Source organism: Pseudomonas sp. MYb13, assembly GCF_002980075.1.
In the GTDB taxonomy this organism is placed as follows: Bacteria; Pseudomonadota; Gammaproteobacteria; order Pseudomonadales; family Pseudomonadaceae; genus Aquipseudomonas; species Aquipseudomonas lurida.
The window spans coordinates 30,173-43,288 of the sequence record NZ_PCQI01000004.1 but is presented as its reverse complement, the minus strand read 5'-3'; the positions used below and the strand labels follow the sequence as shown (position 1 = coordinate 43,288).

Genomic DNA, 13,116 nt, shown 5'->3' with positions numbered 1-13,116 from the left:
GCCGGTAGGCGCTGAAAGGCGCTTACTCGAAACCCCCGACATGCCCCCTGGGTGTGCCGGGGGTTTTCTTTTGGGGCCGAGCCTGCAGCGCACGCCCCTGCACACATCACGCGGTGGGCGCTGGCTTGCCAGCGATAGCGGCGTATCAGTTGCCCGTGTGTTGGCCGGCAAGCCGGCTGCTGCAGTCGGCTGTATTTCAAGCCGGAAAACCTTGCGCGACCACCCACAAAAAAGCCCCTCTTTCGAGGGGCTTCTTGTACAGCGCTACCGCATCAGGTCATCTGGATGATGGTCTGCATGATGGTGCTCTGGGTGGAGATGGTCTTGGCGTTCGCCTGATAGTTGCTCTGGGCCTTGATCAGGTCCACCAGCTCGTTGGTCAGGTTGACGTTGGAGTTCTCCAGGGAGTTGGCCACGATCGAACCCAGGGTGCCGGCCTGCGGAGTGTCATAGCCTGGCTGGCCCGAAGCGAAGGTCTCTTTCCAGGTAGTACCACCGGCAGGCTGCAGGCCTTGTTCGTTGTTGAAGCTGGCCAGGGAGATCTGGCCGATGGCCTTGCTCTGCTGGTTGCTGAACGTTGCGAACAGTACGCCGCTGCCATCGATTTTCAGCCCGGTGATCTGGCCGGTGGCGTAGCCATCGGTGACCGGAGGGTTGCGGTAAGTGGCCGAGTTGTACTGGGTGATGTTGGCCATGTTGACGGCGATCCCTGTCGGGTTGGCATTCGCGCCGTTTGCCTTCCACACGCCATCTGTCACCGTACCTGGGACCCAGCCGGTGATGGTCAGCGTCTTGTTGGAGACACCACCGGTCACGACGCTGGTCAGCTTGCCGTTGCCATCGAAGGTCAAGGCCGACGGCACAGGCGGAGTAGACGGCGTACCGGTTGGCGCCGAACCATCTGGGTTGCGGCCGTCAATCAGGGTATAGGCGCTCCACTTGTTGCCGTCGGTTTTCACCAGGTACTGCACCATCGGGTGCGCGTTGCCCTGGGAGTCGTACAAGGTGGTGCTGTACTGGGTGGTGAAGGTGCTGGTGTCGTTCGGGTTGAACGGCTTGGCCGTCTGGTCGATCACCGGCTCCGAGGAGTTCAGGTTACTGGTGGAATCCACTTTGGTGGAGGCCTTGGGCGGCAGGTTCGACAGGTTCAGCTGCAGGTCGACCAGGCCGCCCTTGATGATCTTGCCGTCAGCGTCTGCTGCGTAGCCTTGCAGGCGCGAGGTGCCGGTGTTGTTGGTGATGTAGCCGTCTTTGTCGGCACGGAAGGCACCGCTGCGGGTGTATTCCAGCGAACCATCGCTGCCCTTCTGGACGAAGAAGCCGCCGCCCTGGATCGCCATGTCCAGGATGCCGCCGCTGCCGTTGACGTCACCTTGGGTGAACTGCTGGGACACGGCCGCCAGGTTCACACCGTTGCCGATGCTGTTCTGGCCGGTGCCCAGTTTGGAGGCTGCGTAGATGTCCGCGAATTCCGCACGGGACGACTTGAAGCCTGTGGTCGCGACGTTGGCGATGTTGTTGCCGGTCACGTCCAGTTGTTTGTTGGCCGCATAGAGGCCGCTAAGGCCGATGTTAAAAGACATGTTTCTCTCCCTCTGCCGTGTTTAGCCGGCTCTATGTACCGATAGTCTGAATTTGCGACAGCTTGACGCTGCCCATGCCGCCAGCCAGGTTCAGCAGCATTTCGCCGCCGGTCTTGCTCAGGGTCACGCTCGTTACCGTCGCTGGCAGCGAAGTGGCCAGGGCAACGGAGTCGCCCTTGTCGTTCTTGGTGGTGGCATTGAAGGTGTAGGTGCCCGCAGGAGCCACTTCGCCCTTGTCGTTCTTGCCATCCCAGATAAAACTCTGGGTGCCGGCGCTCTGGGCGCCCATTTCGATGGTGCGCACCACGTTGCCGTCTTTGTCGGTGATCTTGACGGAGACGTTGCCGGTCGCCGCTGTGACATCCACCGAACCGGTCATGCTCTTGCTGGTATCAACCATGGCCTTGTCGGTCTGGATGATGATCGAGCGGCCGACCAGCGACGACGCCTGCAGTGCCTGCGACGAGCTGAAGTTGCTGGAGATCGCATTCACCGAGTCGTTCAGGGTGTTGATGCCTTCCAGGCTGCTGAACTGCGCCAGCTGGGCCACGAACGCGCCGTTGTCTTGCGGCGACAGCGGGTTCTGGTTCTTCAGCTGGGTCACCAGCAGTTGCAGGAACGCGTCCTTGCCCAGCGACTGGTTACCCGTCGCAGACTTGGCTGCGTCGCCGACGCTGCTGTTATCTGTCGCGGTCTTGACCTTGGAATTGAAAAGGTCCTGGACTGCCGTGTTGTTTGACGTATCAACGATGGCCATTATTTGGCGCCCCTTATCACTGACCCAGGGTCAGGACCTTTTGCATCATGGTTTTGGCGGTGTTCATCATTTCCGCGTTGGTCTGGAACGAGCGGCTGGCAGAGATCATGTCAGCCATTTCCTCGACCACGTTGACGTTCGGGTAGTAGACGTAGCCTTTTTCGTTCGCCGCAGGGTGGTTAGGCTCGTAGCGGGCTTCCAGATTGCTCTGGTCTTCAACCACACCGAGCACCTGCACGCCGGAGCCGGCTGCGCCTTGGTCCTGGAACAGCGAATCGCTGCCGCCGCTCTGGCCACCCTGGAACATGGTGGCGAACACCGGGTGACGGGCGCGGTAGGTCTGGTCAATGCTCGAAGACACGGTCTCGGCGTTGGCGATGTTACTGGCGACGGTGTTCAAGCGCGTGGTCTGCGCGCTCATGCCACTGCCGGCAATATTGAAAACACTGGACAGGGACATGGCTTACTCTCCACGCAGGGCTGACATCAGCCCTTTGAATTTGCTGTTAAGCAGGGTGAAGCTGGCTTGAAAGTTCACCGAGTTCTCGGCGTAGGCCGATTGCTCCAGCTGGGCGTCGACAGTGTTCTGGTCGATCGACGGCTGCATCGGCGTGCGATACAGCAACGACTCGTCACCACTGCTCAGGCCTTGCGCTTCGATATGACGGCTGTTGGTCATGTTCAAGGCGAAGGTGCCGTTCTTGGTCTTGTCCTGCTGCGCGGCGAGCACGGCGGAGAAGTCCAGGTCCCGAGCCTTGTAGTTCGGGGTATCGGCGTTGGCAATGTTGTTGGCCAGGACTTCGGCACGCTGGGCGCGGAAGCCCAGGGCTTGTTCGTGGATACCGAGCGCTTTATCGAAGCTGATGCTCATGGGGGTGACCTTTAAGGGCTGACCTGCTTTTCGTTAACTGGGTTATAGCAAGGTGCATGCCAATCTGGCGGAGGCCCGTATATCAAGGGTTTCGCAGGGAGTTACCGGCGGCAATGCCAGAAAAGCGGCAAGGGGTTTCCGCGTGGCGCCAGTAAAGCGGCAATGGGGAGTTGCCGCTTTCAGGAGGATTGCCGCAAAACAAATGTGGGAGCGGACTTGCTCGCGAATACGCTGGATCAGTCAACGTGTCTCTGACTGACAGGAGGCATTCGCGAGCAAGCCCGCTCCCACATTGTTGACCGTGTAGGTTTTACTTGGCCTGGTAGATGATCCCCGGGCTGCACTGCACCATCTGGTAATGGTCAGGCAGGCCGTTCAGCGCTTCGGAAGCACCCAGGAACAGATAGCCACCGCGCTTGAGCGTGCCGTGGATGCGCAACAGGATGTCTTTCTTCACTTCGGCCGAAAAGTAGATCAGCACGTTGCGGCAGAACACCATGTCGAACTTGCCCAGGCTGGCGTAGCTGTCGAGCAGGTTGAACGAGCGGAATTCCACGCGGTTCTTGATCGGCGCCTTGACCGCCCAACGCCCCGCCCCTTTCGGGTCGAAGTAGCGTTGCAGGCGTTCCTGGGACAAACCACGCCCCAGGGCCAGGCTGTCGTACTCGCCGGTCTTGCAGTTGGTGAGCATGGTGCCGGACAGGTCGGTGGCCACGATTTGCGCCCCAGCCTTCAACTGGCCCATGTTGGTCCGCTCGAACTCATCGATGGACATCGAGATCGAGTACGGCTCCTGCCCCGAAGAGCAGGCGGCCGACCAGATGCGCAGGCGCTGGCCCGGGCTGGCCTTGATGGCTTCCGGCAGCACTTTGTTCTTGAGCACTTCGAAGGGGTAGGTGTCGCGAAACCACAGGGTTTCGTTGGTGGTCATGGCATCGACCACCATCTCCTTGAGCCCGCTGCGCGGCTGTCCCTGCATACGCTGGACCAGCTCGCCCAACGACTTGATGCCCTGCTGCTCCATCAGTTTGTTGAGACGGCTGGATACCAGGTACTGCTTGTTTTCACCGAGCAATATGCCACAGGCTTTTTCCAGGAAGACCCGGAACTGTTCGAAATCCAAATTACCCGTAGACAATGATACCGCCTCTTAAATCGTGTGACCGCCAGGGGAAATGCCCCTAGCCGTGATCTGCTGCCTTGATCCGGTCGACTACCCGGGATGCGAGGTCATCAGGACGGAATTTGGCCAGGAAGTCATCGGCACCGACCTTCTTGACCATCGCCTGATTGAATACACCCGACAACGAAGTATGCAGGATGATATGCAACTTTTGCATGCGTGGGTCGTTGCGAATCTCGGCCGTGAGGGTGTAGCCATCCATTTCCGGCATCTCGATGTCGGAGATCATCATCAAGAATTCTTCTTCCGGCTTCTTGCCCTCGTCCACCAGTTTGCGCAGGTAGTCCAACGCCTGGCGACCATCGTTGAGGGCCACGACTTCCACGCCAACGGTTTGCAGGCAACGGGTCACCTGCTTACGCGCTACCGAGGAGTCATCGACCGTCAATACCCGCAGGGAAATCGCCTTGTGCGCGGTCTCGGCGTCCACCACACCCACGGAAATCGATTCCGAGGTCGGCGCCACTTCGGCGAGGATCTTCTCCACGTCGATGATTTCCACCAACTGGTTATCGACCCGCGTCACTGCCGTGAGGTAGTGATCGCGACCGGTGCCCTTGGGCGGCGGATGAATCTCTTCCCAGTTCATATTGACGATGCGCTCCACCGAGCGCACCAGGAAACCCTGGGTCTTGGTGTTGTACTCGGTAATGATGACGAACGGGTTCTCGCGGTCCTGCAAACCCGCCGAACCGGTGGCCAGGGCCAGGTCAAGAATCGGGATCGTCGCGCCACGGATGTTGGCTACGCCACACACCACCGGACTGGACTTGGGCATGATCGTCAGCTTGGGGCATTGCAGCACTTCCCGCACCTTGAACACGTTGATGCCATATAGCTGCTTGCCATCCAGGCGAAAAAGCAACAACTCCAGGCGATTCTGCCCTACCAGCTGTGTGCGCTGGTTTACTGAATCCATTACTCCTGCCATGCCCAGACTCCTACGCTAAAACCTTTGAGGGTGCGACGCGCACCCAACACTAAACGGCACGAGCTTTGCTATTTATTGATTTATGGATATTAAAACGACAGTTTCCCGACGCCTTCACCTGACCCGGTTGTGCAGATTGCTCTGCGCACCGCTGGCGCTGCTTGCCTTCGGCCTGGGCGCCACGGCCCGTGCAGACAACGTCACCTTGCCTGATCTACTTATCGGCGTCACCCAAGGCTTTCTTGAGTTCACTGTAGAAGATTATCTGGCAACCACCCAGACGCCGGGGCGTTATGAAATCCAGGTCAACCAGTTGGACCCGCGCCTGCGCATGCCGATGTGCGACAAGGAATTGACAGCCACCCTGGAAAGCCCCGCCCAGCCCATCGGCCGCGTGACGGTCAAGGTACGCTGTGATGGCGCCTCGCCCTGGACGGTGTTCGTGCCGGCCCAGGTCAAGCTGTTCCGCGATGTGGTGGTGGTTGCCCGCCCGCTCAAACGCACCGGCATCATCGGTTTCGAAGACGTTGTGCTGCGCGAGCGAGACATCAGCATGATCAGTCAAGGCTACCTGACCTCCCTCGATCAGGCCGTCGGGCAAAAATTGACCCGACCAGTGGTCACTGACCAGGTCATCACGCTGATACATCTGGAGCAGGCGGAGGTGATCCGCAAGGGCGACCAGGTGGTCATTTCCGCCAGCAGCGGTGCGCTGCAGGTCAAAATGCCCGGGGAAGCCTTGTCCAACGGCGGCATGAGCGAACAGATACGGGTAAAGAATCTCAACTCCAACCGGGTGATCAAGGCGCGGGTCACCGCACCGGGTCAAGTGGAGGTGGCTTTATAGACCACTGGTATCAGGCGCCAGCTTTTCCTACACTGTCGGTTGGATGCCGGCCTGTGCAGTTTATTGTCAATCGAGCCTAAAGTTTGTCCGGGTATGGCCGAAAACATGGCAAGCGTCCAAATACCCAGAGGTTTTTTATCATGGTCATCGATTTCAGTCGTTTGAATAACACCCCGACAACGTCGGCGCCTACGCGTGCTACCGGCACCAAGGACAGCGTAGAAGCCAAGGCCCAGCCACTGCCCGCCAAGGCGGAACAGGCCAGTGCCAGCCAGAGCGGGGAATCCGTACACCTGAGCAATGAGGCTCAACAGTTGCAGAAGGTCACTGACTCGCTGCGCGATCAACCGGTGGTCAATAAAGCCCGTGTGGCCGAGTTGAAACAGGCAATCGCCGATGGCAGCTATAAAGTCGACAGCAACCGTGTAGCCAGCAAGCTGCTTAATTTCGAAGCCGAGCGCTAGGCAAAGGCCTGCGCCGGGCTTTTGGACGCTTAAACCCCAAGGCCAGCCATGCATCACGACGAAAATCTGCTTCAACTGATCATCGATGATCTCGCGCCGACCCAGCAGCTCCTTGAGCTGCTCAGGGAAGAATCCCTGGCCCTCTATGGTCGGGACATGCCTCTGCTGGAAGAAATCCTGGCACGCAAGCAGTCGCTTATTGTCCTGCTGGAACAGCACGGCAAAAAACGCAGCCAGATCCTCGTGAGCCTGGGCCTGCCCGCCGACCATGATGGGTTGGCACAGCTGGCCAGCCATTCCTCGGTCGGCGATCAACTACTGGCCCAGAGCAAAGTACTCAATCAATTGCTCACCCAGTGCCAGGAAGCCAACCTGCTCAACGGTCAGTCGATCCAGCTTCAGCAAGCTACGACCGCCAACCAGTTGCGTATACTTCACGGCGGAGAGCCTCCAGCGCTTTACAACGCTCAGGGTTCCACCTCGCGCCTGGTCAAGCCAAGCACCCGCAGCCAGGCCTGACGCCGGTTTGCAGCGCGACCTATCCAAGGCGCGCCACATACTGGCAGAATGCCTGCTCTTGCGTGTAGTCGTATTTTGTCTGGAGATGGAAGAACCGTGTTCAACGCCCTTAATGCGGAAGATGCCCCGCAGCCACCCAAGGTCCTCACCACCCCTCTGGAAATCGCCAGCACCTTGCGGATGCTGCAAGAAAGCCATGACCCGCTGATCATCACCTTCCACGAACGCAGCCAGCGCTTCCAGAGCTACCTGGTGGATGTCAACCGGGACGGCGGCACACTGGCCCTGGATGAAATGATCCCTCGCGATGGCGAACGCCACCTCGAAAATGGCGAACCTTTCCGCATCGAAGGTTTCCACGACGGTGTGCGCGTTGCGTGGGAAAGCAACGGCAGCCTGAGCATCAGCGAAAAGGACGGCCACCGCATCTACACCGGCAGCCTGCCCGACGAAGTGGTCTACCACCAGCGTCGCAACGCATTCCGCGCTGCGTTGAAGCTGGCGCAGTTGGTCAATATCGAATTGGGTGGCGAGAAGCTCAAGGCCCCGATCAGCGGCAAGCTGCTGGATATCTCCGCTACCGGCTGCAAATTGCGCTTTGAAGGGGATATTTCCGAGCGCCTGCAACTGGGCCAGGTCTACGACCGCTTTATCGCCGCGCTGCCGTTCGGCAGCATGACCACCTCGGTCGAACTGCGCTACCTGCACTTCGAAGAGAAGATCAACACCACCTTTGCCGGCGTGCGCTTCCATAACATGAGTGGCCTGGTGCAGCGCCAGGTCGAACGCTTTGTGTACCAATTGCAGCGCGAAGCGCGACGCTTCGACAAAGACGACGATTTTTAAACCTCGAGATCGCGGCAAAAAAAACGGGCAGATCCTGAGGGGATCTGCCCGTTTTTGTATTCAGGGGCGCGCCCTGCTCAAGTCGTGAGGATGCTCGTCCGGCCCCACAGGTTCAGGCGGCCCCTCGAAGGGCGGCTCCTCCTCGGGCGGGCTCGGATCCGTTTCCGGCTCCGGTTCAGGGACGGCGGTTTGCATTTGTTCCTGCACGACCTGTTCATCCACACGCGGGTCCAGCGCGGCCACCAGCGGCGAACTGGACATGCTGTCGGGCATCGCAACGTGGTGCAGCGGTGCATCGTCCACCTGATGCAGGTTAGTCACCGCTTTCGGCCGGATACGCCATACCAGGATCAATGCACACAGGCTGAAGAACGCATACAGCATGTGACTGCCGAACATCTTCATGACCACACCAGCCAGCAACGGCCCGATACTCGCGCCGACACCGTAGGTCACCAGCAGCATGGCCGTGAGTGACACGCGACGATCACCTTCGACATGGTCGTTGGAGAATGCGACCGCCAGCGGATAAAGGCAGAACTGCACCAGGGAGCATACGAAGCCCGCCACGAACAGCACCTCCAGCGGCACCTTGCTCAGGATCGCCAACGGCAACGCCGCCACCGCCAGGCAAAGGGCAAAGCAACGGATCAGCAGCGCGCGATCATAGCGGTCCGACAGCCAGCCCAGCGGCCACTGCACCAACAGGCCAGCGAAGATACAGCTACCCATGAACAGACCGACCTGTTCGGTCGTCAGGCCCTGCTGAGAAGCGTAGAGCGGCGCCAGGCCGTAGAACGAGCCCACGATCAACCCTGCGCCAAGCACCGTACTCAACGACTGCGGCACGCGCTTTATGAAAAAGCGCGGCTCCATCGGCGCCGGGTGCAGGGGCGCCGGGTGAATACGGCGGGTCATGGCCACTGGCACCAGGCACAGCGCAAAACACAGTGCGACCAGCATCAGCAATTCAAGGCCGAGCTGAGGGTGCATGACCAGGATCAGTTGGCCGAGGACCAGGCCCAGGTAAGAGGCAATCATGTAGCCGCTGAACACCACGCCGCGCTGCTTGGCGTCCGCCTGCTCATTGAGCCAGCTTTCAATGACCATGTACTGGCACATCATCCCCAGGCCCACGATCACCCGCAGCACGATCCAGGCCGGCAGCCAATCGATCAGACCATGGCCCAGTACGGCCGCACCGACAATGCCGGCGCAAGTGGCATAGGCACGGATATGCCCGACCCGAGCGATCAGGCGGTGCCCGATCTTGCCACCCAGCACCAGGCCAAAATAGTTGGCCGCCATCAGCGCACCCACCCACAGGCTGTCGACATGGTCGGCCGCCAGGCGCAAGGCCAGGTAAGTACTGAGCAGGCCGGAGCCGATCAGCATCATCAAGGAGGCGAAATAAAGGGCTCGAAAAGATTTCCAGATTTGGCGCATCGGCGTTCCGAGCGGCTCCTTGCAGTGAGAGACAGGGCTATCAGCATGATAGTCCGGGGTAACCGGGTCCGGACAGGCGGCAGGCTCTGATTCCGGGGATTATTTTGCTTAACAGCTCAGACGCTGCCTGGCCGCTCAGAAGGTACACAACTGGCGATAAATACATCGCGCACCTGCTGTGAACCCTGAACACCGGCAAGGTTCGACCGGTGTTTGAAGAGCGCGCACAAAAAAGCCCTGCCAGAAGGGTCTGTGCAGGGCTTTGGATCTGGTGTCCCAGGGCCGGTTCGAACGGCCAACCTTCCCCTTAGGAGGGGGATGCTCTATCCAATTGAGCTACTGGGACAAATGACAGCCGTCGAGCCAAAGGGGTGGCGACGGACGGCGTGCATGTTAACGGTCAGGGTGGATTTTGTCATGTCGTCCGTAGGCTTTTTGAATGTAGGCCAATCCGTATTCGATGGAATGCGGTTTGGCCCCGTAAACACAGGCACTTGCAGGCATCGTGCAAAATGCACTCCGCTAAAATGCCATCATTGCAAATTGCAACCTTTCGCCACTTTCAAGTAGACTCAAGCCGTTGATTTTATTGAATTAATAGATTGGCACGGGACCTGCAATACTTCTCCCACACACCCAATAGCCACGGCGTTAAGCGGAGAACATAATCATGAACAGTGCCCTTCTGTTAGCCCTCAACACCGTCGCCTTGGCTGTATTGATCATGTTTCATTTTCAATCGACTGGCAGTAACGACCCGGCGCAGATCAGCCAGGCCGTACCGCATCACTTGCAACAACGCCCGCAACTGGCAGTGATGACCCCGAACGCCCAATCGCCGGTACGCCTGACCCAAGGCACCCAGGCCGCACCCGCATCTGAACACTGGGTTTTCTGAGGACGTCGTTAATGAGTAAATTTGCCTGGCTGTTTTTGTGCCTGACCACTGCTACAGGCCTCCTTGGCCTGAGTGCCGAGTCGCCAGACGGCCAAACCACTGCTTTCATCGCCAGCGGCGTGTTCGCCAGCCTCTTGCTGATCACCCTTATCGTGGGTCGTCGCATCAAATTCGACCCCGTCCTGCGTTAACGCCCTCGCTCCACCCTCCCCTACCTTATGTCGCCTCGTTCTCGCTAATCGGCAAATTGCCACTAGTCTTAAAGATACGGGCAAAAGGCCACTTTGCTATACGATATGCGGCCTCAAACCCTGTGGTGGCTTGGACTTACGGGAAGTTCCCTCGCGGACTCACGCGTTGAAAAGTTTTCCAACCAGTCCGCAAAAATGCAAATGAGTGCTGGCATAAAGCCTCTAGGCAGTTCAATATTTGTCACAGAATTGACGCCAAGGAACTGGCAAATCTGAGGCATGATGCGGCCTCTTTGCAATTCAGGTTGAACTTTGGTCGTGAGCCTTGTCTTAACACTCATCTTGCGGCCAATTCCAAAAACCGCTCCCCTGAACTAACCGGTTAAATATATGCGCCCATTGAAACAGGCAATTTATTCCAGCCGTACGGCTGACAAGTTCGTCGTACGTCTGCCAGACGGAATGCGGGAACGCATTGCCGAGGTGGCTCGCAATCATCACCGCAGCATGAACTCCGAAATCATCGCTCGCCTGGAACAAAGCCTCATTCAGGAAGGTGCGCTGGGCGACGAGTTGAGCATGCGCCTGGACAGCCCCGAGCTGTCGCTGCACGAACGCGAACTGCTGCAGCGTTTTCGTCAGCTCTCCCACCGCCAGCAAAATGCTCTCGTCTCGCTTATCGCGCACGACGTTGAGGCGGCCGCAGAAGCCAATTGATTTGCAACTGAAAGCCGAAGCCAGCCATGTGCTGGCTTTTTTTTGCCTGGAAATTGCGCTGAGGCCGGCTTGCTGGCGAGCCGAGCGGCGCATTCAGTCAGTATAAAGGCGAGGTGATGCGATCGCTGGCAGGCCAGCCCCTACAAGGGGAGCCGGCGAGCCATGAGAGATCAAAGCAGGAAGATGGTTGCCAGGCCCAGGAAGATGAAGAAGCCACCGCTGTCGGTCATGGCCGTGATCATCACGCTGGCACCCATCGCAGGGTCACGGCCAAGGCGGGCCAAGGTCATGGGGATCAATACCCCCATCAGGGCAGCGAGCAGCAGGTTCAGCGTCATGGCGGCAGTCATCACCACACCAAGAGACCAACTGCCATACAGGAAGTAGGCCACCACGCCGATCACCCCGCCCCACACGAGACCATTTATCAGGCCTACCGCAAGCTCTTTGCGCAACAGACGCGACGAGTTGGCTGTACTGACCTGATCCAGCGCCATCGCACGTACGATCATGGTAATGGTCTGGTTGCCCGAGTTACCGCCGATACCGGCAACGATCGGCATCAATGCCGCCAGCGCCACCAGCTTCTCGATGGAGCCTTCGAACAGCCCAATGACGCGCGAGGCGATAAAAGCAGTAATCAGGTTAACGGCCAGCCAGGCCCAGCGGTTGTGCAGCGAACGCCAGACCGAGGCGAAAATATCTTCCTCTTCACGCAAACCCGCCATGTTGAGGACTTCGGTTTCACTCTCCTCACGGATCAGGTCGACGATTTCATCGATGGTCAGACGACCGATCAGCTTGCCGTTCTTATCGACCACCGGCGCCGAGATCAAGTCATAACGCTCGAATGCCTGAGCCGCGTCGTAAGCATCTTCGTCGGGATGAAAGCTCACGGTGTCGCTGGCCATCAGGTCTGCAACTTTCTTTTCCGGATCATTCACCAACAGGCGCTTGATCGGCAGCACGCCCTTGAGAATACCTTCGTAATCGACCACGAACAGCTTGTCGGTATGCCCCGGCAGTTCTTTCAGCCGACGCAGATAGCGCAGCACCACTTCCAGGCTGACGTCTTCGCGTATGGTGACCATCTCGAAGTCCATCAGCGCGCCGACCTGATCCTCGTCGTAGGACAGCGCAGAGCGCACACGCTCACGCTGCTGGGTATCCAGCGCTTCCATGAGCTCATGGACAACATCACGGGGCAGTTCGGGGGCCAGGTCAGCCAGCTCGTCGGCGTCCATCTCCTTGGCTGCGGCCAGGAGCTCGTGATCGTCCATGTCGGCGATCAGGGTTTCACGGACCGAGTCGGATACTTCGAGCAGGATATCGCCGTCGCGGTCGGCCTTGACCAACTGCCAGAGGGTCAGTCGATCATCCAGCGGCAGGGCTTCGAGAATATAGGCGACGTCGGCGGAGTGCAGGTCGTCGAGCTTGCGCTGCAGTTCGACGAGGTTTTGCCGGTGAACCAGGTTTTCGACCAGGTTGTTATTCGGACCATCCTGGCGGTGCGTAAGGTCTTCGACCACGCGTTGGCGCTGCAGCAGCTCGATCACTTGAGCCAGGCGATCCTGCAGGCTTTCTTGTGTTTTCTTTACTTCTACTTCGGTCATAGGCGAACTCCACTCCCAGCAGCGGGGCACGCCGGAAGGATCAATCAGTCAATTCATGATTGGTAAAACGGGGTACTGAGTAACTACTGGGTAAGTCCATGGAGGTATTCCACAAGCCCCGGCGGGGCTGACGGGCGCAATGATACACCGCCCGGCCACTTTTAACGTTAAAAAACTGGAAAGAACAAGCGCTTGCGAGCCAAAGCTGAGCATTGGCTGCATCTATGATCTGCGACGACGCAGCGGGAAA

Annotated in this window: 15 protein-coding genes and 1 tRNA gene; 7 read left to right on the top strand and 9 right to left on the bottom strand. The window is 58.7% G+C overall.

What is annotated here, in order from left to right; genetic code table 11:
* Positions 1-272 precede the first annotated feature (272 nt).
* The 6 genes from flgE to CQ002_RS09540 form a co-directional block, all read right to left on the bottom strand.
* Positions 273-1,583, bottom strand: coding sequence for a flagellar hook protein FlgE (flgE, locus tag CQ002_RS09565; protein ID WP_034108387.1), 1,311 nt, complete (start codon positions 1,581-1,583; stop codon positions 273-275).
* Between the two features lie 31 nt (positions 1,584-1,614).
* Positions 1,615-2,340 (bottom strand): flagellar hook assembly protein FlgD, encoded by a 726-nt coding sequence (gene flgD / locus CQ002_RS09560; RefSeq protein WP_034108388.1) that lies wholly within the window; start codon positions 2,338-2,340, stop codon positions 1,615-1,617.
* 16 nt (positions 2,341-2,356) lie between these two features.
* Positions 2,357-2,800 (bottom strand): flagellar basal body rod protein FlgC, encoded by a 444-nt coding sequence (gene flgC / locus CQ002_RS09555; protein WP_015885456.1) that lies wholly within the window; start codon positions 2,798-2,800, stop codon positions 2,357-2,359.
* Positions 2,801-2,803: 3 nt separating this feature from the next.
* Positions 2,804-3,211 (bottom strand): flagellar basal body rod protein FlgB, encoded by a 408-nt coding sequence (gene flgB, locus CQ002_RS09550; protein WP_003175633.1) that lies wholly within the window; start codon positions 3,209-3,211, stop codon positions 2,804-2,806.
* A gap of 310 nt (positions 3,212-3,521) precedes the next feature.
* Complete coding sequence (gene cheR / locus CQ002_RS09545) at positions 3,522-4,349, bottom strand: protein-glutamate O-methyltransferase CheR (protein WP_034108391.1); 828 nt, start codon at positions 4,347-4,349, stop codon at positions 3,522-3,524.
* Positions 4,350-4,392: 43 nt separating this feature from the next.
* Entirely contained in the window at positions 4,393-5,325 is a 933-nt protein-coding gene (locus CQ002_RS09540; protein WP_034108393.1) for a chemotaxis protein CheV, read from the bottom strand.
* 82 nt (positions 5,326-5,407) lie between these two features.
* Here CQ002_RS09540 and flgA point away from each other — a divergent pair, with 82 nt between their 5' ends.
* The 4 genes from flgA to CQ002_RS09520 all read left to right on the top strand — a co-directional run bounded on the left by flgA (position 5,408) and on the right by CQ002_RS09520 (position 8,001).
* Positions 5,408-6,172: a flagellar basal body P-ring formation chaperone FlgA gene (gene flgA, locus CQ002_RS09535; protein WP_034108395.1), complete on the top strand. Its 765-nt coding sequence runs from the start codon at positions 5,408-5,410 to the stop codon at positions 6,170-6,172.
* Between the two features lie 140 nt (positions 6,173-6,312).
* Positions 6,313-6,636, top strand: coding sequence for a flagellar biosynthesis anti-sigma factor FlgM (gene flgM / locus CQ002_RS09530; RefSeq protein WP_038846372.1), 324 nt, complete (start codon positions 6,313-6,315; stop codon positions 6,634-6,636).
* A 48-nt stretch (positions 6,637-6,684) separates the two neighbouring features.
* Positions 6,685-7,155, top strand: coding sequence for a flagella synthesis protein FlgN (locus tag CQ002_RS09525; protein WP_034108399.1), 471 nt, complete (start codon positions 6,685-6,687; stop codon positions 7,153-7,155).
* A 96-nt stretch (positions 7,156-7,251) separates the two neighbouring features.
* The gene (locus CQ002_RS09520; RefSeq protein WP_034108400.1) at positions 7,252-8,001 is read left to right on the top strand and encodes a flagellar brake protein; all 750 of its coding nucleotides are present in this window, start codon (positions 7,252-7,254) and stop codon (positions 7,999-8,001) included.
* A gap of 60 nt (positions 8,002-8,061) precedes the next feature.
* Here CQ002_RS09520 and CQ002_RS09515 read toward each other — a convergent pair whose 3' ends face one another.
* Together CQ002_RS09515 and CQ002_RS09510 are read right to left on the bottom strand one after the other, a co-directional pair.
* A complete protein-coding gene (locus CQ002_RS09515; RefSeq protein ID WP_034108401.1) occupies positions 8,062-9,447 on the bottom strand; it encodes an MFS transporter in 1,386 nt (461 codons plus the stop codon).
* A gap of 269 nt (positions 9,448-9,716) precedes the next feature.
* A tRNA-Arg gene (locus CQ002_RS09510) sits at positions 9,717-9,793 on the bottom strand.
* 324 nt (positions 9,794-10,117) lie between these two features.
* Here CQ002_RS09510 and CQ002_RS09505 point away from each other — a divergent pair.
* The 3 genes from CQ002_RS09505 to CQ002_RS09495 all read left to right on the top strand — a co-directional run bounded on the left by CQ002_RS09505 (position 10,118) and on the right by CQ002_RS09495 (position 11,253).
* Positions 10,118-10,345 carry a hypothetical protein gene (locus tag CQ002_RS09505; protein WP_034108403.1) on the top strand — a complete coding sequence of 76 codons (228 nt, stop codon included), beginning with the start codon at positions 10,118-10,120 and terminating at the stop codon, positions 10,343-10,345.
* 11 nt (positions 10,346-10,356) lie between these two features.
* The gene (locus tag CQ002_RS09500) at positions 10,357-10,536 is read left to right on the top strand and encodes a PA3371 family protein (protein WP_105162753.1); all 180 of its coding nucleotides are present in this window, start codon (positions 10,357-10,359) and stop codon (positions 10,534-10,536) included.
* A 390-nt stretch (positions 10,537-10,926) separates the two neighbouring features.
* Positions 10,927-11,253, top strand: coding sequence for an Arc family DNA-binding protein (locus CQ002_RS09495; protein ID WP_003175643.1), 327 nt, complete (start codon positions 10,927-10,929; stop codon positions 11,251-11,253).
* A gap of 170 nt (positions 11,254-11,423) precedes the next feature.
* On the opposite strand, the gene mgtE is transcribed toward CQ002_RS09495, so the two are convergent.
* Entirely contained in the window at positions 11,424-12,866 is a 1,443-nt protein-coding gene (gene mgtE / locus CQ002_RS09490; protein WP_069078086.1) for a magnesium transporter, read from the bottom strand.
* Between the last annotated feature and the right edge of the window lie 250 nt (positions 12,867-13,116).